Origin of the sequence: Rahnella sp. CG8, assembly GCF_023701875.1 — a bacterium.
Lineage (GTDB): Bacteria > Pseudomonadota > Gammaproteobacteria > Enterobacterales > Enterobacteriaceae > Rahnella > Rahnella aceris.
On the sequence record NZ_JABAED010000003.1, the window covers coordinates 182,819 to 202,322 of the forward strand.

A 19,504-nucleotide genomic window follows, 5' to 3' on the forward strand; every position below is an offset into this window, starting at 1 on the left:
AGTTTACTATGTCTTGAAAACAGATAGTTACTATAGCCCGGATGATTAAGGGACACAGCTTAGCTGCAGGTCACCTGCAGCCAGGCCTTAATTCATTTACGGTGAAGGTTTTTCAGGCCCATCGTCGCGCAGTTATCTAACGTTACTCTTCGCCTTCATAAGCCTGACGATAGAGTTCAATGACCTGCTCTTTAGTCGCTTTGCGCGGGTTCGTTAACTGGCAGACATCTTTTTTCGCATTCTCGGCCATGATGGCAAAATCTTCAGGTTTGACGCCCAGGCTTTTCAGATCGCGAGGAATGCCAACCTGCCTGCTCAGGCGGCGGATGGCGTTAATGGCTTTAACCGCAGCTTCATCGGTAGAGAGCCCGGCCACGTTTTCCCCCATGGCCTCTGCAATATCGCGGAAGCGATTAAGGTTGCCAATCAAGTTAAAGTACTCAACATAAGGCAGCAGAATGGCATTACATACCCCATGGGGAAGGTTGTAGAACCCGCCCAACTGATGCGCCATCGCATGGACATAGCCCAGAGAAGCGTTGTTAAAGGCAATCCCGGCGAGGTACTGCGCGTAGGCCATATTATCCCTTGCCTTCATATATTCGCCGTTTGCCACAGCTTTGGGAAGGTACTGGGTGATCATCCTGATCGCTTGCAGCGCGGCGGCATCAGTCAGCGGGTTCGCCATGGTAGACACGTACGCTTCGATGGCGTGAGTTAACGCATCCATGCCGGTCGCGGCGGTCAGTGAAGGTGGCATCCCGACCATGAGCTCCGGGTCGTTAATCGAGATTTGAGGCGTCACGCGCCAGTCAACAATCGCCATTTTAACTTTACGTGCTGTATCAGTGATGATGCAGAAACGGGTAATTTCTGAAGCGGTACCTGCGGTGGTGTTGATTGCCATTAATGGGATCATATCGTTGCTGGATTTATCAATACCCTCAAAGTCGTGAATGTTTCCTCCATTGGCTGCGACTAATCCAATACCTTTCGCACAGTCATGGGAGGAACCGCCACCGAGTGAAACAATACCATTGCAGCCATGTTCCCGGTAAAAACTAATCCCCGCCTCTACGTTTTTATCTGTGGGGTTAGGTTCCGCGCCACCAAATATACGCGCTTCAATACCGGCTTCTTCATAAATTTTAGCGACTTTGTCCGCCATGCCACTTTTTGCCAGGAAAGCGTCCGTGACAATCATGATTTTTTTTACATCTAACGTTTTTGCCAGCGTACCGGCTTCCTGAACACTGCCTTCGCCAAATACATTTCGTGTTGGCAGAAAATAATATGTCGACATTGAGCTTCCCCTGTTCATAAATGTGATTGTTAATGTGTCCATGACTGCTTTTGAGCGGTAGACAAAATGCATCAAGCGCGGAGCGGGTGATGCGAACAAAAGCGCGGACCGAACATATCCACGACAATGGTAAGGGATTACTGGTAAAGAACAGAGAACAACCTCACAAAAGGAATGGTCTTTATAACAAAAAGAATTATCTTTTTTCACATTGCATGTCTGGTTGGTCGTTGACCTGGTCGATTCAGGTTACCGCTGGAGATTTCACGCCGGCCAATACACAAATGTTGTTGCAAATCTTGCGACGTCTGCGGCAGAGGGAAGCGGCGAAAATAATCGGGTGAGCCATACACGGCGGCGATGAAGGGGCCTGTCTCCGATCTTCGTACGAATACATAAACAATTTCCTGACAGTCCAATAAATCGTCCGCACCACCTCGCAGGATACAAACACATCGCTGGACAGCCTATTTGTTTCGGCCTATTTTTAATCAATCGATTGATTAACTCTTTTATGAGGCAATATGCCGACCTCTCAACCTCCCATAACTTCTCGTGGCGAACAGGCTAAAAATAGCCTTATTAAAGCTGCCATCGCTCAGTTTGGTGAATATGGCTTGCAGGCGACCACCCGTGATATCGCGGCTCTTGCCGGGCAAAATATTGCGGCTATCACCTATTATTTCGGCTCAAAAGAAGAGCTGTATATTGCTTCTGCTGGGTGGATTGCTGATTTTATCAACGACAATTTTCTTGAGCACATGCAGTGCGCCGAAGAGGTTATGAGTCAGTCGCCATCAGACAAAGCGCAAATCCGCCAGCTAATTCATACGGCATGTGAGCAAATGATAAGGCTGCTCACCTCCGATGAAACTCTGAATCTCAGCAAATTTATCTCTCGCGAACAGCTTTCGCCAACACCCGCTTATCAGCTCATCCACGATCGTGTGATAGCACCGATGCACAGCCACCTGACTTCCCTTGTGGGCCGTTACACTGGACGTGATCCCCTGGATACCGAAACCATTTTGCATACTCACGCTTTGCTCGGACAGATTCTGGCCTTCCGACTGGGGCGGGAAACTATTTTACTACGCACCGGTTGGACAAACTTTGATAAGGCCAACCGGCAGCAAATCAGTAGCGTTGTGTTAACCCACGTCGATTTCATCCTGCTGGGATTGTCTGTTAATTAAGGAAGATCGTGCCATGAAAAATAAAAAGCCCATGGTTGTGCTCGTTGTTATTGCGTTGCTGGTCAGCTGTTTTGGCGGCTGGATGTGGTATCAAAGCGAGCAGGAAAAGCCATTAACGCTCTACGGGAATGTGGATATTCGCACAGTGAACATGAGCTTTCGCGTCGGTGGTCGCCTCGCTACGTTGCAGGTCGATGAAGGCGATTCAATCAAGGCTGGGGAAACGCTCGGGGAACTGGACAAAGGCCCGTATCAAAACGCCTTGCAACAGGCGGAAGCAAACGTTGCAGCGACACAAGCGAAATTTGATTTGATTATTGCCGGCTACCGTGACGAAGAAATTGCCCAGGTGGCCGCGCAGGTGAATCAGGCGCAGGCTGCCTATGACTATGCCCAGAATTTTTACCAGCGCCAACAAGGGCTGTGGGCCAGACGCATGATTGCTGCAAATGAGCTGGAAAATTCCCGTTCATCAAGCGATCAGGCAAAAGCTACACTGAAAGCCGCGCGCGATAAGCTCAGTCAGTACCACAACGGTAACCGCCCGCAAGAGATTGCCCAGGCACAGGCCAGTCTGCAACAGGCTAAAGCACAGCTCTCCCAGGCGCAGCTGGATTTACAGGACACCACGCTTACCGCCCCATCCGCCGGCACATTGCTTACTCGCGCTGTTGAACCAGGGAGCATGCTCAGCGCGGGTAGCACGGTATTAACGCTTTCCCTTACACGCCCGGTGTGGGTACGTGCTTATGTGAATGAAGTGAGTCTTTACAATGTACAGCCGGGTACGGAAGTGCAGATTTATACCGACGGGCGTCCCGAAAAGCCCTATCACGGCAAAATTGGCTTTGTTTCTCCTACCGCGGAGTTCACCCCTAAAACGGTTGAGACGCCCGATCTGCGCACCGATTTGGTCTATCGCCTGCGCATTATCGTGACCGATGCCGACGATTCGCTGCGTCAGGGTATGCCGGTCACCGTAAGTTTTAACAATGGTGCCCAGCATGACCCGCTATGACAGCGGCATCATCCGCTTGCAGGGGCTGATGAAAAACTTCCCTGAACTGGGTAAACCCGCGGTAGCAAGCCTTGAATGTGAAATCCACCCGGGGGAAGTCACCGGGTTGGTGGGGCCTGACGGCGCAGGGAAAACCACGCTAATGCGTATGCTGGCAGGCTTGATGAAACCTAGCGGGGGAAGTGCACAGGTCATAGGCCTCGACCCAATCAAAGATGGCAGTGCCCTACACGCCGTAGTAGGGTACATGCCGCAAAAATTCGGGCTGTATGAAGACCTGACGGTAATGGAAAATCTCACTCTGTACGCAGACCTGCGTGGAGTGACGGACGAGGAACGTAAAAAAACATTTGCGCGGCTGCTAGAATTTACTTCCCTCGGTCCCTTTACCTCGCGCCTCGCCGGCAAACTTTCCGGCGGTATGAAGCAGAAGCTAGGCCTCGCCTGTACACTGGTCGGCCAACCCAAGGTTCTGCTGCTCGATGAGCCCGGCGTCGGCGTAGACCCCATTTCGCGACGCGAGCTGTGGCAGATGGTGCACGAACTGGCAGGTGAAGGGATGCTGATCCTATGGAGTACTTCGTACCTCGACGAAGCCGAACAGTGCCGCGAGGTGCTGCTGCTGAACGAAGGCGAGCTGCTGTATCACGGAGCACCAAAAGAGCTGACGCAGAAAATGGCCGGGCGTTCGCTGCTGGTGAGTCATGGGGGAGAAAACAACCGCAAGCTGCTTCAGCGGGCGCTGAAATTGCCGCAGGTGAGCGACGGTGTGATCCAGGGGCGTTCCGTACGTCTGATACTGGCAAAAGACGCCACTATAGAAGAGCTGGCACAAGCATTGGATCTGTCTCTGGAGCAAATAACGCGTACCGTCCCGCGTTTTGAAGATGCGTTTATCGAACTGCTGGGGGGCACCGGCACGAAGGAATCACCGCTAGGAAAAATACTGCATACGGTGGAAGGCAGTTCCAAAGAAACGGTGATTGAAGCCAAACAGCTCACAAAGAAATTTGGTGATTTCACAGCGACTGACCAGGTCAATTTTACCGTACAGCGCGGCGAGATCTTCGGGCTGCTTGGGCCGAACGGCGCGGGTAAATCCACGACGTTTAAAATGATGTGCGGGCTGCTAGTGCCTACCTCTGGCAAGGCGCTGGTGTTGGATATGGATCTGAAAACCAGCTCCGGTAAGGCCCGTCAGCATCTGGGATATATGGCACAGAAGTTTTCGTTGTACGGCAACCTGACGGTTGCACAAAATCTGCGTTTCTTCTCAGGTGTGTACGGGCTGCACGGCAAGGCGCAGGACGACAAAATTTCCCGTATGAGTGAAGCGTTTAACCTCCAGCCGATATTTAACAGCCCGACAGATTCCCTGCCACTCGGCTTCAAGCAGCGCCTGGCGTTGGCCTGCTCACTGATGCATGAGCCGGATATTCTGTTCCTTGATGAACCCACGTCTGGTGTTGACCCGATTACACGGCGCGAATTTTGGATGCACATCAACGACATGGTTGAAAAAGGCGTAACCGTGATGGTCACCACACACTTTATGGACGAGGCGGAATATTGCGACCGTATCGGGCTGGTATATCGTGGCAAGCTTATCGCCAGCGGCACGCCGGACGATCTCAAACAGCAGGCGGCAGACGACGAGCAGGTCGACCCAACCATGGAACAGGCATTTATCACGCTGATAAACAAGTGGGATAAGGAGCACACGCATGAGTGAGCATAAAATAGTCTCATGGAGGCGAGTACGCGCCCTCTGCGTGAAGGAAACGCGCCAGATTGCGCGTGACCCGAGCAGTTGGTTGATTGCTGTGGTGATCCCCCTGCTGCTGCTTTTTATTTTCGGCTTTGGCATCAACCTGGATTCAAGCCGCCTGCACGTGGGGATTCTGCTGGAACAGCAAAGCGAAGAAGCGCTGAGTTTCGCTCATACCATCAGCGCTTCGCCCTACATTCAGCCGACCATCAGCGATAACCGCCAAGAACTGATTCAGCTCATGCAGGCGGGAAAAATCCGCGGCATAGTGGTTATCCCTACAGACTTTGCGCAGAACATGGCGCGCGCCGGGGCTACAGCGCCGGTTCAGGTGATTACCGACGGCAGCGAACCGAACACCGCAAACTTTGTGCAGGGCTATGTCGAAGGGATCTGGCAGGTATGGCAACAGCAGCGCTCGAAGAGCCGGGGTGAAAGCGTCGAGCCACTGATTGACGTGCAACTGCGTTACTGGTTTAACCCTGCTGCTATCAGTCAGCATTTCATTATTCCGGGGGCGATAACCATCATTATGACGGTTATCGGTGCCATTCTGACATCGCTGGTCGTGGCGCGTGAGTGGGAACGAGGCACTATGGAAGCCCTGCTTTCAACGCAGATAACGCGTACCGAGTTGTTGCTGTGCAAGTTGCTCCCCTACTATGTGCTCGGCATGCTGGCAATGCTACTGTGTATGGTGGTTTCGGTATTTATTCTCGGCGTACCCTATCGCGGTTCGCTGCTACTGTTATTTTTGATTACCAGTCTGTTTTTGCTCAGTACGCTTGGTATGGGTCTGCTGATTTCGACTATCACTCGCAACCAGTTTAACGCCGCTCAAGTGGCGCTGAACGCTGCATTTTTACCTTCCATCATGCTCTCGGGCTTTATCTTCCAGATCGACAGCATGCCCGTGATTATCCGCGCAGTGACTTATATCATACCGGCGCGCTACTTCGTGAATACCCTGCAAACCCTGTTTCTCGCGGGAAATATCTCCACGGTGCTGATAGTTAACGTACTGTGTCTCATTGTCTCGGCGGTGATGTTTATCGGCCTGACGGCGTTGAAGACCAAACGTCGTCTGGATTAAGGGAAAGTTATGTATCATCGACTCTGGACATTAATTCGCAAAGAACTGCAATCCCTGCTGCGCGAGCCGCAAACCCGTACCATTTTGATTTTGCCGGTGGTGTTGCAGGTGATTCTGTTCCCGTTTGCCGCCACGCTTGAGGTCACTAACGCCACCATCGCGATTTACAGCCAAGACAATGGCAGCCATTCCGTGGAACTGACGCAACGTTTTGCACACGCCAAAGCTTTTAGCCATCTGCTGCTGTTAAAAAGCCCGCAGGAAATCCAGCCAACCCTCGATAAACAAAAAGCGCTGCTGCTGATCCACTTCCCTGCGGATTTCTCGCGAAATTTGGCAAGCAATCAGCCAGCTAAACTGCAAATTATTCTTGACGGTCGTAACTCGAACAGTGCGCAGATTGCCGCCAATTACCTGCAGCAAATCGTGAAAAACTACCAACTAGAACTCATGACTGGTCAACCGAAGTCGAATAACAGTGAGCTGGTAATACGCAATTGGTATAACCCAAACCTGAACTACAAATGGTTTGTGGTGCCGTCGCTTATCGCCATGATAACGACCATCGGCGTAATGATTGTGACTTCACTGTCCGTTGCTCGTGAACGTGAACAAGGCACGCTCGACCAGCTCCTGGTGTCGCCGCTTGCCACCTGGCAGATATTTGTTGGTAAAGCCGTACCCGCGCAGATTGTCGCCATTGCGCAGGCCACTATTGTGCTCGGTGTGGGAATATGGGGTTATCAAATCCCCTTCTCTGGTTCGGTCTTACTGTTCTACTTCACCATGTTGATTTACGGGCTTTCGCTGGTGGGATTCGGGCTGCTGATTTCTGCACTTAGTTCGACGCAGCAGCAGGCATTTATTGGCGTATTTGTCTTTATGATGCCGGCGATTCTGCTTTCCGGCTATGTCTCACCGGTAGAGAACATGCCCGTGTGGTTGCAAAATCTGACGTGGATAAATCCTATCCGGCACTTCACGGACATCACAAAACAAATTTACCTGAAAGATGCGAGTCTGGACATTGTATGGGGAAGCCTGTGGCCGCTACTGGTGATTGCAGCGATAACAGGCTCAGCGGCGTACTGGATGTTTCGCCGCAAAGTGGCCTGATCTGTCAATCAAATTCTTCGCCAGGGGTTGTCACGCACATTAATGGCTTTACGCAGATGAGCTACATCCTTCAGCATGGCAGCCACACGTTGAAATTGCTGTCATAGACCACCCTTGTTAAAAAATAGTGTTATTTTTGACCAGAAAGCTCCGTTGTACGACGCACCGCAGCCAGAACGCTGCTTTGCAGACCAGCGGCGAAATTAATTTTATTCAACTCATATAAACCATTAATGCCAACCCCTGCCGGAGAGTTATTAATATCCATCAACTGGCGCGGATGGCGCCCGGATAACTTAAGCATTTCAACCGCGCCCACCAGGTTTTCCCACACCACTTGCGTTGACTGAGTCCGGGTTAATCCGGCAAGGACACCGGCGTCCGCCAGCGCTTCGACAAAATAATAGACATAGTTGACACCAGCGACAGCAAAACCGGTGAAGACGTCAATCAACCGTTCTTCCAGCACCATCACCTTGCCGAAACTTTCCAGAAACGGCATTACGGACGCGCTGTTAACATAAGCATTAAACGCCACGCCGCTGTAGCCCAGCCCGGTATCCGTCAGCGTATTCGGGATGATACGCGTAATCGGGCGTGACTCGCCCAGCATCAAAGACAACTGGGTCAGCGTTACGCCAGCAATAATAGAAATGACCGACGTCTGTGGCGCGGCATACTGCTTAATCAGTTGTGCGACATCAGCAATATTATCCTGCGGACGTACCCCAATCACGATGTGATCCGCTGCGGCCAGCGCGTTTGGCAAATCTTGTGTATTGCTCAACTCATAGCGCGCTTTCAGCGTTTCAATTCGCTCTGGATCAATATCCGATAAGCTGACCTCGTCCGGGTTTAATGCGCCGCGTTTTAAGGCGGCGCGCAGAATCGCTTCGGTCATTTGACCAGCACCAATAAAGTGGATATGGCTCATAGTTAATCCTCAGAAGTAACAGAAACAGGACCCAATGACCTCTCCACCAGCGATACCCAAAGACCGATGCCAGGTGCGATAAGTTGGTCATTAAAATCATAATGCGGGTTATGTAATGCCGCGCCCGGCGTTGGGCCATCGGCCCCCAGCCACAAATAAGCGCCCGGACAGGCTTCCAGAAAATAGGCGAAATCTTCTGCCGCCATTGAGGGTGATAACTGTGTGTGGACCTGCGTGATCCCCTCGACGTGGCGTGCGGCATCCGCCAGAATTTTTGCCTGTTGCGCATGGTTGACGGTTACCGGGTAACCGTATTCCCAGCGAATGCTGCCACTGACGCCAAATGGCCGGACGAGCTGTTCGACATACTCCGCCAGCAGAATCTGGCAGCGCGCTCTGGCCGTCTGGCTCAGGCAACGCAGCGTGCCGGACAATTGCATTGTCTGCGGGACGACATTTATTGCTTCCCCGGCCTGGAGTTGCGTCACGCTGATCACGGCGCTGTCCAGCGGAGAGAGTCGGCGCGTCATGATCGTTTGCAACGCGGTAATCAGGTGTGCACCGGCCAGCACCGGATCGGCCCCTTTTTCCGGCATCGCCGCATGGCATCCCACGCCAGTCAGCGTGATAAAAAAATTGTCCTGCGAAGCCATCATTGGGCCTGTGCTAACGGCCACTTGCCCCACCGGCAGCCCCGGCCAGTTGTGCAGCGCATAAACCGCAGAAACGGGAAAGCGCGTAAAGATCCCTTCTTCCACCATTAAACGCCCGCCGCCGGCATTCTCTTCCGCAGGCTGAAAAATAAAGTACACCGTCCCGTTGAACGCTCTGGTCTGGCTGAGATAGCGCGCCGCCCCCAGTAAAATGGCGGTATGCCCGTCATGTCCACAGGCGTGCATCATGCCTGGCGAGGAAGAGCACCATGCAACAGCGTTGTTTTCCTGAATGGGTAATGCATCAATATCAGCGCGAAGGGCTATAGACGGCCCCTCGCCATTGCGAAGAACACCCATCACGCCAGTGCCCGCAATGCCGGTATGCACTTCAAGATCATATTGGCGCAGCAGGCTGCTGATTTTCGCGGAAGTATGAAATTCTTGTAAGCCAATCTCCGGGTGCGTGTGGATCTCACGTCGCCAGATAATCGCCTGTTGAATAATCTCTTCGGGAATGGAGCGCATATATCCTCTACATTTTCCCGGCACAATGCCGCAGCATGACGCTGTGAATGAATTACCGGAACGCGTAATGCCCTCTGGTAGCTGATTAAATTATCGGTTTGGACCTAATGAAAAGAGTGGCTCAGGGCTTCCCAAAATAAATCCTGGCAAGCCCTTCTTTTGTGACTTCAACCGCGTGCTCGGCACTCAATGAAATATGTTGCTCAATCAGCACCACGCCTTTTTCGATATTCCGCTGGCGTAATGCTGCGATAATTTCGACATGCTCGTCATAGGCATTGTTCCTGCGCACGGGCGTTTCGAGATCGATACGCCGGAAAAAGCGGCTCAGCGAATTCAGACTATCGAGCATTTCATAGAGCCGACTATTATGGGAAATACGGGCTATTTCCATGTGGAAACGCTCATCAATTTCCGCAATCTTCGCCCAATCCTGTTCGGTTTGCGCCGGGCGATGCTGGCTCACTTCTTCCCAGATAGCCGTGGTCGTAGCGATCTCTTCATCTGTTGCCCGCAGGCAGGCGAAACGAAAGGTCGATTGCTCTATAACCATTCGCACCTCATAAAGTTCGCGGACACCTTCCGGCGTCAGGTCACGGGAGTAAAAACCCCGGTTGGGTACAAAATTCATAAAGCCGTCTTTTGCCAGACGGTTCAGCGCTTCCCGCACCGGCGTACGCGAGACCCCCAGTTGTGCCGCAAGCTCAACTTCATTCACCCGTTCGCCGGGACGAAAGTAGTAATCAATCGCCATGCCTTTCACTTTCTCGTAGACCTTTTCCACACTGTCAGCGCTACGGGATTTCTTTTTTATGATAACCACATTATCCCCTTAATTTACCGCATGCTCAGCACGAAAATAAAAATGCGGCAAAGATTATTTCACGTAATGTTTTTATAGATAGCACAGCAAAAAAAACAACTCAACACAAAAGTGAATACACTTTTCTTTAATTAAAAAATTACTCATTTATAAGCATTTTTCATCTTATTTATTCTTATGGATTTTCCCCGCACCATTTTACGGCAGCATTGCACTAAAATGATTCAAAGTGTATTCACTTATGCACACAGATATTTTTATTGGCCCTGATAAAAATGAAAACGAAAGTTTTTTAGATATTTTCGATTCCTTTGTATTTATTCATGAATTTGCATTCGTTTAACCTGAAATAAGCACTTGATACCGGGAACGTCCTGTTATCTGGCATCGTCTTTGCTTAATACACAAGTGTATGCACTTATATATTCACTTTAGTGCGCTCTTTTTCGGCATTACCAGGCAGGCTTGTGCACATTTGCGCAGGCGACAAAACACCGGCCTCAGAAGCCGGCAACAGCAAACCGGAGAACCAACATGAAAAATCGTTTCGGGCAAGGCATGATGCTGTCAACACTGGCAGGTATGACGTTGTTTGGTCTGGCGCGCACGGCGCAGGCCGATGTGAACATGGGTGCAATTTTGCCCTTAACCGGCACCAGCGCCAGCATTGGTGAAGATCAGCGTCGTGGTATTGAACTGGCGGTTGAACAGGTTAATGCCCAGGGCGGCGTTAATGGTCAGCCATTACATGTGATCGTGGAAGATTCCGCCGAAAGCCCGGTTACAGGCCTGAATGCCGTACGTAAGTTAACTCAGGTTAACCATGTCCCTTTAGTGATGGGCAGTTTTTCCTCTGGTGTCACCATTCCGGTTGGGCAATATCTGGTGAAGAACAATCTGCTGCACATCAATATTTCCGGTACCAGCACCGATATCCGCAAAATCGGCGCTACCTCCTGGAGCGTTATTGGCCTGGATTCTCTTTCCGCAAGCTTCTCGGCAGAAGATGTGCGCCAGCTCGGTTACAGCAAAGTGGCCTTTATCGCCCCGGATGGTGCTTACGGTCAGGGTATGGCGAAGCAGTTCACCAACGCGTTTGAAAAAGCCGGGGGCAAAGTGGTCGCCAAAGTGCTCTATGCCAGCGGTCAGCCTTCTTATCGCCGCGAGCTGGAGCAAATTTCTCGCGCTCATCCGCAAGCCTACGTTTACACCAGCTACGGCCAGGATGCCATTGTGCTGAACCGCGAGGCCTGGGAGCTGGGTCTGAATAAAACGCCCTGGTATGGCATGTATTTAACCATGGCCGTTGAAGGTTCCCCGGCGCAGTACACCAACGGGCAGGTTGGTATGGAAGTCGCAGGTATTGACCAGAAAACGTCGGGTGGTCACGGCGTAAATTATGCTGAGCTGTACCAGAAAAAATTCCATGAGAAACCTCGCTCTGTGTACGGTAGCTATGCCTGGGATAGCGTAATGCTGGCGGCGGCAGCTATCGACAAAGCGCACAGTGCCGATCCGGCAGCCATGATCGCGGCAATGAAAACCGTTGCGCCTGGCTTTACCGGCATTACCGGTACATTAAATCTGGATGCCGATAACCAGCGTATGTCTCAGCCCTACCTGAAAGTGAAAGCGTTTAATGGCGTACCGGTTCCCCGGTAACGAGCCGCTTTATCTTGCCAGTTCACGCTACATCATCGGGGAAAAACCATGCTGCAGTTTTTGATTGATACATTGATTCGCACTGCGGATTTGTCGCTGGTCGCGCTGGGATTAAGCCTGGTTTACGGGCTGGTACGGTTCGCCAACATCGCTCATATGCAATATGCCATGGTCGGTTCATTTATCACCGCCGCCGGGCTTCGTCTTGGCATGCCGTTGGCTCTGGCAATCGTGTTTTCTGCATTGGTCTGCGGCATGCTGTCCATGATTTTGCATCACTGGGTTTATCAGCCACTGCTGAAAAGCGGTACCGCTAACGCCATGATCGGATCGCTTGCGGTATCGATGGTGCTGATCGCACTGGTTCTCGGGGTTGAGGGATCGGCCCCGGTGAATTATTCCCTGCCTGTGGGTGCGCTCTTGCAGGTTGGGGACACCCGAATCTCCTCTGACGAACTCTGGGGTCTTGGCGTCACGATTTCGCTGGTGGTGGTGTTCAGCCTGTTGCTGTTTCGTACGCCGCAAGGTCGCGCTATCCGTGCGCTGGCAAGTAACCGGGATCTGGCAGCAGCCTCCGGGTTAAATGCCAGCGCAATTATCCACACCGTCAACCTGTTGGCTGGAATGCTGGCCGCTGTGGGAGGCAGTATGCTGGCGATGAATGCCAGCGCATGGGTCAACCAGGGCAATGATCTGATGTTGCCGGTGCTCGCTGCCGCCATTCTCGGCGGGCTGGGAAATCCAATGGGCGCCATTTTTGGTGCACTTCTTATCGCTGCAACCGAAACCCTCGTGACCAACATCGACTGGAGCTGGCTGTTCGGCGGCGACTTATTGTTTATCCCGGTGACCTGGGTGAACGCCTCATCGTTTGTCATTCTGCTGCTGGCGCTGTTACTGCGTCCTTATGGCCTGTTTAACCGGGAGGTCCGCCGTGTCTGAGTTTTTACTGCATATCCTTTGCCTTGCCGGGATCTATGCCATTATCGCGCTTGCCCTGAATTTACAGGCAGGTTACGCCGGTTTGCTGAATTTCGGTCACATTGTGTTTGTCGGAACCGGCGCTTATGCCGTCGGTCTGGGAAACAATTTTGGGTTGCCGCTGTGGGTGGTGATCCCGGCCGGGTTACTGTGTGCCATTGTTATCAGCGCGCTGATGGCGTTGCTGGGGCGTCAGCTAACGGCGGACTACTGGGGCATTGCCACGTTGGCGCTGGCTGAAATCATCCGCATTGCCGTCGTCAATGAAGACGCACTGACGGGCGGCGCGCAGGGGATTGGCGGCCTGTCTTCGCCCTGGTCGACCGGTGATACCGTCACCGATACGCGTATCTTCGCGATCATTATTCTGCTCAGCGTCATCGTCGCCACGCTCGCCAGCCTGCGTATCGGCGCCAGCCGGTTTGGGCGGGCGCTGCGCCTGATGCGCGAGCAACCTCAGTTAGCGATCTGCATGGGCTATGCGCTGCCGTGGCTGAAATGCCGGGCGTTGATGAGCAGTGCTGTGATGTGCTGTCTGGCCGGTATGTTACTGGCCTGGTACACCGATTATGTCAGCCCGGATTACCTGCTTTCGTCGGAAACCTTTCTTATCTGGAGCATGGTGATGATCGGTGGTATTGGCAATGTGCGCGGCGTGTTGCTGGGCGTGTTGCTGGTGGAAGGGCTGTATAACTTTATCCCCTTTGCAAAAGACTATTTCCACATCAGTTCAGACCTGACTGGCGCGCTACGCCTGGGGTTGGTGGGTCTGGCTTTATTACTGTGTCTGCTCACACGACCAGGTGGTCTGTTACCGGAAAAATTAAGGACTTTCTCATGAGCCGTTTGCTTGAAGTGGCTGACATCAGCAAATCCTTTGGCGGCAACCAGGTACTGACATCCGTATCATTTACGCTGGAAAAGGGGGAGATTCTTGGCCTGCTCGGGCCGAATGGTTCCGGTAAAAGTACGCTGCTCAACACCATTTCCGGGTTTAACCGGCCGGATGGCGGCAGCATCACATTCGATGGACAGTCCATTACTCGTCAGCCCAGCCACCGGATCATCCAGGCTGGCATTGCACGCACCTTCCAGCTCCCCGTCATGCCGGAAAAGATGAGCGTTATGGAAGTCGTGATGACTGCTGGTACTCGTCAGCACGGGTTATTCAACGGTCTGCTGGGGCTGGCTTCCGGGCGTAAAGCCGAACAGGAAGACAGGACCCGCGCCAGCGAATTACTGGATACCTTGCTGTTAACCAAAGTTAAAGATCTGCCTGCTGCGGCGCTTTCCGGCGGACAGAAAAAACTACTGGGTATTGCCTGCGCGCTGATGGGTAAACCGACGCTGCTGATGCTGGATGAGCCTATGGCCGGTGTGCACCCGAAATTACGCCAGGAGCTGGTGGAAACGTTGGTCAACCTGAGCCGTCAGGGTATTTCACTTTTGGTTATTGAACACGATATGCATTTTATAAACACCCTGTGCCAGCGCTGCATCGTGCTGGATCGCGGACAGATTGTCGCCAGTTGCCGCCCGGATGAACTGGCGCAGAACCAGCAAGTACTGGATGCCTATTTAGGGCAAAGCACCGCAACATTGCAGGAGGCCGTATGATTACCCTCGAAAACGTGGTCGCCGGTTATACCCCGGGGATTGATATTCTGCACGGTATTTCATTGCATGTTGAACAGGCGGAAATCGTGACGCTGCTGGGGCCAAATGGCTGCGGCAAATCCACCTTGCTGAAATCGATTGCCGGATTTGTCTCCCCGCGCGAAGGACGGGTTGAAATCGATGGATGCGAAACGGCAAAAATTCCGGTGCACCGGAAAATCCGTGAATGCTCACTCGGGTTTGTCCCACAACTGGACAACGTCTTCAACAATCTGACCGTGGCAGAAAATCTGCAAACCGGGGGACAATTTTTACCGCCAGGCCAACGTAAGCAGCGAATGGCGCAACTGGCGGAAAATTACCCGGTGTTACATAAAAAATGGCAATCACCCGCGTCAGCGCTTTCCGGCGGCGAGCGACAAATCCTCGCGCTGGCAAGGGCTCTGATGCCTGAACCCGCAGTACTGCTGCTCGATGAACCTTCGGCCGGGCTGTCACCGAAAATGCTTACGGAAGTTTTTAGCGCCATACAAACCATTCGCCGCCAGGAAAAAGTGACCATTTTAATGGTCGAGCAGAATGCTATGGAGGCACTGCACATTTCCGACCGGGTCTATGTTCTGGCGCTGGGGAAAGTGGCGATGGAGGGCAGCGCGCAGGACCTGCTACACGACCCCCGTATGCGCGAACTCTATTTTGGCGGTCGTGCCGCCTGACAGGATCAGTAAAAAGAACAGAAGGAAGACACCATGCCGATTACCCCGGTTATCGATCACGCGGTGATTAATGTCGATGAAGAACTGGATCAGGCGCAAGGCCTGTTCCAGCGGATGGGATTTCAGCTCAGTACACGGGGGCACCATTCGATGGGCTCCAGTAACCATCTGGCCGTCTTTGCAGATAACTATCTGGAACTTTTAGGTTATGAGCCTGCCAGTCAGACAGACTCGCGAGGATTGTGGAACGTTGCGCCAGGCCTTGCCGGACTGGTCTGGAAAACCCGGGATGCGCATGCGGTATGGCAGCACCTCCGGCAATGTCAACTCGATGGCGAACCGCCGACCCGCTTCTCACGCCCGGTGATATTGCCGGACGGCAGCCAGACTGAGGCCCGGTTCTGCATCTCGCGGATCCGCGCCAGCGCCCTGGCATACGGCTTCAGTTTTTTCTGCGAACATCAAACGCCGCAGGCCGTTTGGCAGCCCGCCTGGCGGGTACATCCTAATGGCGTGCAAGCGCTGTCTGCCTTCGTTATTGCCTCGCCTCAACCTGAACAGACGCTGGCGCTGTATCACCAGTTGTTCAGTGTGGAGGCCCGCGCGGAGGCCAACGGTGGTTATGTGCTTGATTCAGGGACCTGCTGCCTGCGTATTATCACTCATCAACAAGCACGTCTGGAATTCGCGCTTCCGCCTGTCGCTGCGCAGGCACCGGCGAAAATGGTGGCGCTCTGTTTCCAGGTAGCATCACTGGAGCAGCTCAGGCGCTGTCTTAGCCAGGGGGATATTCAGTGGCGCGAGCAAGATGATCAACTGTTGGTGACGCAGCAGCATGCTCAGTGGCTGGCGATGCGCTTTAAGGATAAATAGCGGTGAAGCTCCGCCAGTTACTGTTGGTAAATCTCACTTAATTTCCATTTGTTCATCCCTGAAGTGGAAGTTAACGCCCACAGCAGCACCAAGATTATTACTGTCAGGAGCTTCGAATTTTAAGTCATTGACATCCTGTTCTATAAAGTATTAAAAAAGTCGGCTGATATTTAATTTTATAAATTATAAAGAGCTATACATGATTAAATATATTGTGTCATTTTCAATTATGATTGTCGTTCTCATTATTTTTTTGCTTAGCCGATTATATGATTTCGATCTTTCAGGGTACGGGCAACAACGTTCTATATCTTTTAAGCATAATAACGATGTTCTGATGGGGACGTTGATTATGCCTCCAGGTAAGGTTTCTCCTCCGTTTGTGCTTTTAGTTCATGGAGACGGACCTCAGGACCGCTGGTCAGAAGGTGGATATATTCCATTGGTTAAATTCCTTGTCTCACAGGGAATTGCCGTTTTTTCATGGGATAAACCTGGTGTGGATAAAAGTACAGGTAACTGGCTGGCACAGACAATGTCAGATCGCGCAGAGGAGGCGGTTTTGGCGTTAAAAAAACTGAGAGAACAGCCGGAACTGAAAAAAAGTCGCGGAGGTTATCTTGGGTTCTCGCAGGCAGGTTGGGTTGTACCGCAGGCGAGCCAACTGACAACAACTGAGTTTGTTGTGCTGATAGGTGCGGCGATAAACTGGCGTAATCAGGGCATATACTATACAGGACAAAGGCTTAAAGTCGAAGGTCGCTCCCTGAATGATATTCAGGATGCTAAAAAACATGAAGCCGTGGTTTTTGACCGCCAGTTTACAGAAGAAGCAGCTGTTCTCCCCTGCCACTCCCAATGTACGCGCCAGGACTTCGAACGCAGGAATTCTCTGGCTGATGCGACGAAAGATATTTCCGGTACACATACTCCGGTATTAATTCTGATGGGCCAGGATGACCGGAATGTAGACGCTGATGAAACAGCCGCGGTCTGGGCCAAAGCACTACCAGCGGGCACTCCCCGCTGTATCAGGCAGTTGCCGGGGGCAACTCACGGACTTTTACGAAGCGAATGGTTTGATTATCAGCTTGCTTCTCAGTGGCCTTTGTGGAAACAGGGACTTTTTCTGCTGTCAGGGAGATACTCATATTCGCCCGGGGCGCTCAGGACTGTCTCATCATGGATCCTGAATCAGAACTGTGTGGACTGAACTGCATTCTTATTACGTGCCGAAAGCCAGTTCTTCATCGAAGAGCAGGGACCGAGGTGACTTACCGTCAGAGTGCTACGGTTTCGCTGAACTGGGTTTAAGTCAGGCAACAAAACTATATTGGATACCACACAAACTAAATTAACAGACACTTCAAGCACTTTCAGGAATCGCTTCACAAGTTTCTTGATCCTTAGCTGCATTCAGCAATACTGTATATAAACACAGTATATCGGAATCAACATCATGCAGCTCATTCGACCAACTGAGGCTTCTCAACCAGTCATGCTTCCTCTCTTCTCTGAGAAAGTGCCCTGTGGCTTTCCGAGCCCAGCGCAGGACTATGTCGAGGACAGACTGGATCTCAACAAATTGCTGATAAGACATCCGAGTGCCACTTACTTCATAAAAGTTAGCGGGGAGTCTATGCATGGCGCCGGCATCAGTGATGGGGATCTTTTAGTGGTTGATCGCTCGCTTTCAGCCGTACATGGCGATATTGTTATTGCTGCTGTTTCAGGTGAATTCACCGTGAAAGAACTTCGTACTCATCCTTATCTACAGCTAGTACCTCACAACGATGATTATTCTTCGATTTCATTTCAAAATGCAGAAGAATTAGAAATATTCGGAGTGGTCATTTTTAGTATTAAGGCGCATAAATAATTATGTTCGCTCTCATCGACGTAAATAGTTTTTATACTTCTTGCGAAACTGTTTTTCGGCCAGACTTGCAGGGGAAGCCTGTTGTCGTCGTTTCCAATAATGATGGCTGTATTATTTCTCGCTCAGCCGAGGCAAAATCCCTTGGTATTAAAATGGGTGAGCCATTTTTTAAAATAAAAAACAATACATATAGCTCCAGGGTTTATGTATTCAGTTCTAATTATGCACTTTATGCCGATCTAAGTGAGCGAGTTATGCAGACGCTAACTGAAATGTCTCCTTCGATCGAAGTTTACTCAATAGACGAAGCCTTCGTTAATTTATCTGGGGTAATAAATTGCATGCCCCTAAATTGCTTCGGTCATGAAATGAAAAATAGAGTATTTAAAAATACAGGATTAACTGTGGGGGTTGGTATTGCACAAACAAAGACATTAGCAAAGTTAGCTAACCATGCAGCCAAGAAATGGCGTGGCACTGGTGGCATTGTCGACTTATCGAATATTGAACGTCAGCGCAGGCTACTGGCAATTATCTCTGTTGAGGATGTCTGGGGTATTGGCCGGAGAATTAGTAAGAAACTTAATTCAATGGGTATTAATACAGCACTTGACCTGGCTGAAAGCTCATTATGGGTAATAAGAAAACACTTCAACGTTGTTCTCGAAAGGACTGTTCGTGAACTTCGAGGTGAACAATGTCTTGAACCGGAAGAGTTTGCACCAGAAAAACAACAGATCATCTGCAGTAGATCTTTTGGCAACCGCATAACTCAGTATTCGGATATGCATCAAGCCATTTGTGACTATGCTGAGCGAGCATCAGAAAAACTACGTAGTGAGCGCCAGTTCTGCCGTTTCGTTAGTGTTTTCCTTCATACCAGCCCACACGCACATAATGAAACATACTATGGAAATCAAGCATCCATGAAGCTACTGACCCCTTCTAATGATACTCGTGACATTATAAATTCGGCCACAAACTCCCTGAAGAGAATATGGGTTGATGGCCATCAATATATGAAGGCTGGCGTTATGTTGGCTGATTTTTTCAGTAATGGAGTAGCGCAGCTAAATTTATTTGACGATAACGCTCCACGAAAAAACAGTGCAGCGTTAATGGAGGCTATCGATAAATTAAATAACTCTGGGAAAGGAAAGATCTGGTTTGCAGGGCAGGGTATTGAAAAAAACTGGGCGATGAAACGGGAGATGCTTTCTCCCGCTTACACAACCCGATATTCAGACTTACCAGTGGCAAGGTGAAATTATTCATGCAAGCCACGAGGAAAGGAAACAGCCTCTGATGAATGCCACTCACGTTCGCCACGCTCACGAAAATCAG

At 51.2% G+C, this 19,504-nt stretch carries 19 protein-coding genes; 15 read left to right on the forward strand and 4 right to left on the reverse strand.

Annotated features, from left to right (window positions below):
* Positions 1-142: 142 nt before the first annotated feature.
* Positions 143-1,303 carry an iron-containing alcohol dehydrogenase gene (locus HGO41_RS04225; RefSeq protein WP_013578164.1) on the reverse strand — a complete coding sequence of 387 codons (1,161 nt, stop codon included), beginning with the start codon at positions 1,301-1,303 and terminating at the stop codon, positions 143-145.
* A gap of 89 nt (positions 1,304-1,392) precedes the next feature.
* Between HGO41_RS04225 and HGO41_RS25815 the strand changes: the two genes are divergently transcribed.
* The 6 genes from HGO41_RS25815 to HGO41_RS04255 all read left to right on the forward strand — a co-directional run bounded on the left by HGO41_RS25815 (position 1,393) and on the right by HGO41_RS04255 (position 7,494).
* Positions 1,393-1,647, forward strand: coding sequence for a hypothetical protein (locus HGO41_RS25815; RefSeq protein ID WP_353050893.1), 255 nt, complete (start codon positions 1,393-1,395; stop codon positions 1,645-1,647).
* Positions 1,648-1,827: 180 nt separating this feature from the next.
* On the forward strand, positions 1,828-2,499 hold the full coding sequence (gene cecR / locus HGO41_RS04235) for a transcriptional regulator CecR (protein WP_013578163.1): 672 nt from the start codon (positions 1,828-1,830) through the stop codon (positions 2,497-2,499).
* 13 nt (positions 2,500-2,512) lie between these two features.
* Entirely contained in the window at positions 2,513-3,517 is a 1,005-nt protein-coding gene (gene hlyD / locus HGO41_RS04240) for a secretion protein HlyD (protein ID WP_013578162.1), read from the forward strand.
* On the forward strand, positions 3,504-5,249 hold the full coding sequence (locus tag HGO41_RS04245) for an ATP-binding cassette domain-containing protein (protein ID WP_250980805.1): 1,746 nt from the start codon (positions 3,504-3,506) through the stop codon (positions 5,247-5,249). Before hlyD ends, HGO41_RS04245 begins: the two co-directional genes overlap by 14 nt.
* On the forward strand, positions 5,242-6,378 hold the full coding sequence (locus HGO41_RS04250; protein WP_166861008.1) for an ABC transporter permease: 1,137 nt from the start codon (positions 5,242-5,244) through the stop codon (positions 6,376-6,378). The genes HGO41_RS04245 and HGO41_RS04250 overlap by 8 nt, the downstream gene beginning before the upstream one ends.
* Before the next feature lie 9 nt (positions 6,379-6,387).
* On the forward strand, positions 6,388-7,494 hold the full coding sequence (locus HGO41_RS04255) for an ABC transporter permease (protein ID WP_112197336.1): 1,107 nt from the start codon (positions 6,388-6,390) through the stop codon (positions 7,492-7,494).
* Positions 7,495-7,624: 130 nt separating this feature from the next.
* Here HGO41_RS04255 and HGO41_RS04260 read toward each other — a convergent pair whose 3' ends face one another.
* From HGO41_RS04260 to HGO41_RS04270, 3 genes are all read right to left on the reverse strand, one after another.
* Complete coding sequence (locus HGO41_RS04260; protein ID WP_014416682.1) at positions 7,625-8,428, reverse strand: pyrroline-5-carboxylate reductase family protein; 804 nt, start codon at positions 8,426-8,428, stop codon at positions 7,625-7,627.
* Positions 8,429-8,430: 2 nt separating this feature from the next.
* The gene (locus tag HGO41_RS04265; RefSeq protein WP_250980806.1) at positions 8,431-9,609 is read right to left on the reverse strand and encodes a M20 aminoacylase family protein; all 1,179 of its coding nucleotides are present in this window, start codon (positions 9,607-9,609) and stop codon (positions 8,431-8,433) included.
* Positions 9,610-9,730: 121 nt separating this feature from the next.
* A complete protein-coding gene (locus tag HGO41_RS04270; RefSeq protein WP_013578156.1) occupies positions 9,731-10,432 on the reverse strand; it encodes a GntR family transcriptional regulator in 702 nt (233 codons plus the stop codon).
* A gap of 534 nt (positions 10,433-10,966) precedes the next feature.
* Here HGO41_RS04270 and HGO41_RS04275 point away from each other — a divergent pair.
* The 9 genes from HGO41_RS04275 (at position 10,967) to umuC (ending at position 19,425) form a co-directional block, all read left to right on the forward strand.
* The gene (locus HGO41_RS04275) at positions 10,967-12,094 is read left to right on the forward strand and encodes an ABC transporter substrate-binding protein (RefSeq protein ID WP_013578155.1); all 1,128 of its coding nucleotides are present in this window, start codon (positions 10,967-10,969) and stop codon (positions 12,092-12,094) included.
* Positions 12,095-12,142: 48 nt separating this feature from the next.
* On the forward strand, positions 12,143-13,036 hold the full coding sequence (locus HGO41_RS04280) for a branched-chain amino acid ABC transporter permease (protein ID WP_013578154.1): 894 nt from the start codon (positions 12,143-12,145) through the stop codon (positions 13,034-13,036).
* The gene (locus HGO41_RS04285; RefSeq protein WP_013578153.1) at positions 13,029-13,916 is read left to right on the forward strand and encodes a branched-chain amino acid ABC transporter permease; all 888 of its coding nucleotides are present in this window, start codon (positions 13,029-13,031) and stop codon (positions 13,914-13,916) included. Before HGO41_RS04280 ends, HGO41_RS04285 begins: the two co-directional genes overlap by 8 nt.
* Positions 13,913-14,692 carry an ABC transporter ATP-binding protein gene (locus HGO41_RS04290; RefSeq protein ID WP_014416680.1) on the forward strand — a complete coding sequence of 260 codons (780 nt, stop codon included), beginning with the start codon at positions 13,913-13,915 and terminating at the stop codon, positions 14,690-14,692. The genes HGO41_RS04285 and HGO41_RS04290 overlap by 4 nt, the downstream gene beginning before the upstream one ends.
* The gene (locus HGO41_RS04295; protein WP_013578151.1) at positions 14,689-15,408 is read left to right on the forward strand and encodes an ABC transporter ATP-binding protein; all 720 of its coding nucleotides are present in this window, start codon (positions 14,689-14,691) and stop codon (positions 15,406-15,408) included. The genes HGO41_RS04290 and HGO41_RS04295 overlap by 4 nt, the downstream gene beginning before the upstream one ends.
* A 33-nt stretch (positions 15,409-15,441) precedes the next feature.
* The gene (locus tag HGO41_RS04300; protein WP_014416678.1) at positions 15,442-16,281 is read left to right on the forward strand and encodes a VOC family protein; all 840 of its coding nucleotides are present in this window, start codon (positions 15,442-15,444) and stop codon (positions 16,279-16,281) included.
* Between the two features lie 199 nt (positions 16,282-16,480).
* Positions 16,481-17,494, forward strand: coding sequence for an alpha/beta hydrolase family protein (locus tag HGO41_RS04305; RefSeq protein WP_119262313.1), 1,014 nt, complete (start codon positions 16,481-16,483; stop codon positions 17,492-17,494).
* A 246-nt stretch (positions 17,495-17,740) separates the two neighbouring features.
* Positions 17,741-18,160, forward strand: a complete 420-nt coding sequence (gene umuD, locus HGO41_RS04310) for a translesion error-prone DNA polymerase V autoproteolytic subunit (protein ID WP_013578148.1) — start codon at positions 17,741-17,743, stop codon at positions 18,158-18,160.
* Between the two features lie 2 nt (positions 18,161-18,162).
* Complete coding sequence (umuC, locus tag HGO41_RS04315; RefSeq protein WP_014416677.1) at positions 18,163-19,425, forward strand: translesion error-prone DNA polymerase V subunit UmuC; 1,263 nt, start codon at positions 18,163-18,165, stop codon at positions 19,423-19,425.
* Positions 19,426-19,504 lie beyond the last annotated feature (79 nt).

What these genes read in the sequence shown, in the direction of transcription:
- HGO41_RS04225 (WP_013578164.1), bottom strand. Translation starts at nt 1,303, where the DNA reads ATGTCGACATATTATTTTCTGCCAACACGAAATGTATTTGGCGAAGGC.
- HGO41_RS25815 (WP_353050893.1), top strand. Translation starts at nt 1,393, where the DNA reads ATGCGAACAAAAGCGCGGACCGAACATATCCACGACAATGGTAAGGGA.
- cecR (WP_013578163.1), top strand. Translation starts at nt 1,828, where the DNA reads ATGCCGACCTCTCAACCTCCCATAACTTCTCGTGGCGAACAGGCTAAA.
- hlyD (WP_013578162.1), top strand. Translation starts at nt 2,513, where the DNA reads ATGAAAAATAAAAAGCCCATGGTTGTGCTCGTTGTTATTGCGTTGCTG.
- HGO41_RS04245 (WP_250980805.1), top strand. Translation starts at nt 3,504, where the DNA reads ATGACCCGCTATGACAGCGGCATCATCCGCTTGCAGGGGCTGATGAAA.
- HGO41_RS04250 (WP_166861008.1), top strand. Translation starts at nt 5,242, where the DNA reads ATGAGTGAGCATAAAATAGTCTCATGGAGGCGAGTACGCGCCCTCTGC.
- HGO41_RS04255 (WP_112197336.1), top strand. Translation starts at nt 6,388, where the DNA reads ATGTATCATCGACTCTGGACATTAATTCGCAAAGAACTGCAATCCCTG.
- HGO41_RS04260 (WP_014416682.1), bottom strand. Translation starts at nt 8,428, where the DNA reads ATGAGCCATATCCACTTTATTGGTGCTGGTCAAATGACCGAAGCGATT.
- HGO41_RS04265 (WP_250980806.1), bottom strand. Translation starts at nt 9,609, where the DNA reads ATGCGCTCCATTCCCGAAGAGATTATTCAACAGGCGATTATCTGGCGA.
- HGO41_RS04275 (WP_013578155.1), top strand. Translation starts at nt 10,967, where the DNA reads ATGAAAAATCGTTTCGGGCAAGGCATGATGCTGTCAACACTGGCAGGT.
- HGO41_RS04280 (WP_013578154.1), top strand. Translation starts at nt 12,143, where the DNA reads ATGCTGCAGTTTTTGATTGATACATTGATTCGCACTGCGGATTTGTCG.
- HGO41_RS04290 (WP_014416680.1), top strand. Translation starts at nt 13,913, where the DNA reads ATGAGCCGTTTGCTTGAAGTGGCTGACATCAGCAAATCCTTTGGCGGC.
- HGO41_RS04295 (WP_013578151.1), top strand. Translation starts at nt 14,689, where the DNA reads ATGATTACCCTCGAAAACGTGGTCGCCGGTTATACCCCGGGGATTGAT.
- HGO41_RS04300 (WP_014416678.1), top strand. Translation starts at nt 15,442, where the DNA reads ATGCCGATTACCCCGGTTATCGATCACGCGGTGATTAATGTCGATGAA.
- HGO41_RS04305 (WP_119262313.1), top strand. Translation starts at nt 16,481, where the DNA reads ATGATTAAATATATTGTGTCATTTTCAATTATGATTGTCGTTCTCATT.
- umuD (WP_013578148.1), top strand. Translation starts at nt 17,741, where the DNA reads ATGCAGCTCATTCGACCAACTGAGGCTTCTCAACCAGTCATGCTTCCT.
- umuC (WP_014416677.1), top strand. Translation starts at nt 18,163, where the DNA reads ATGTTCGCTCTCATCGACGTAAATAGTTTTTATACTTCTTGCGAAACT.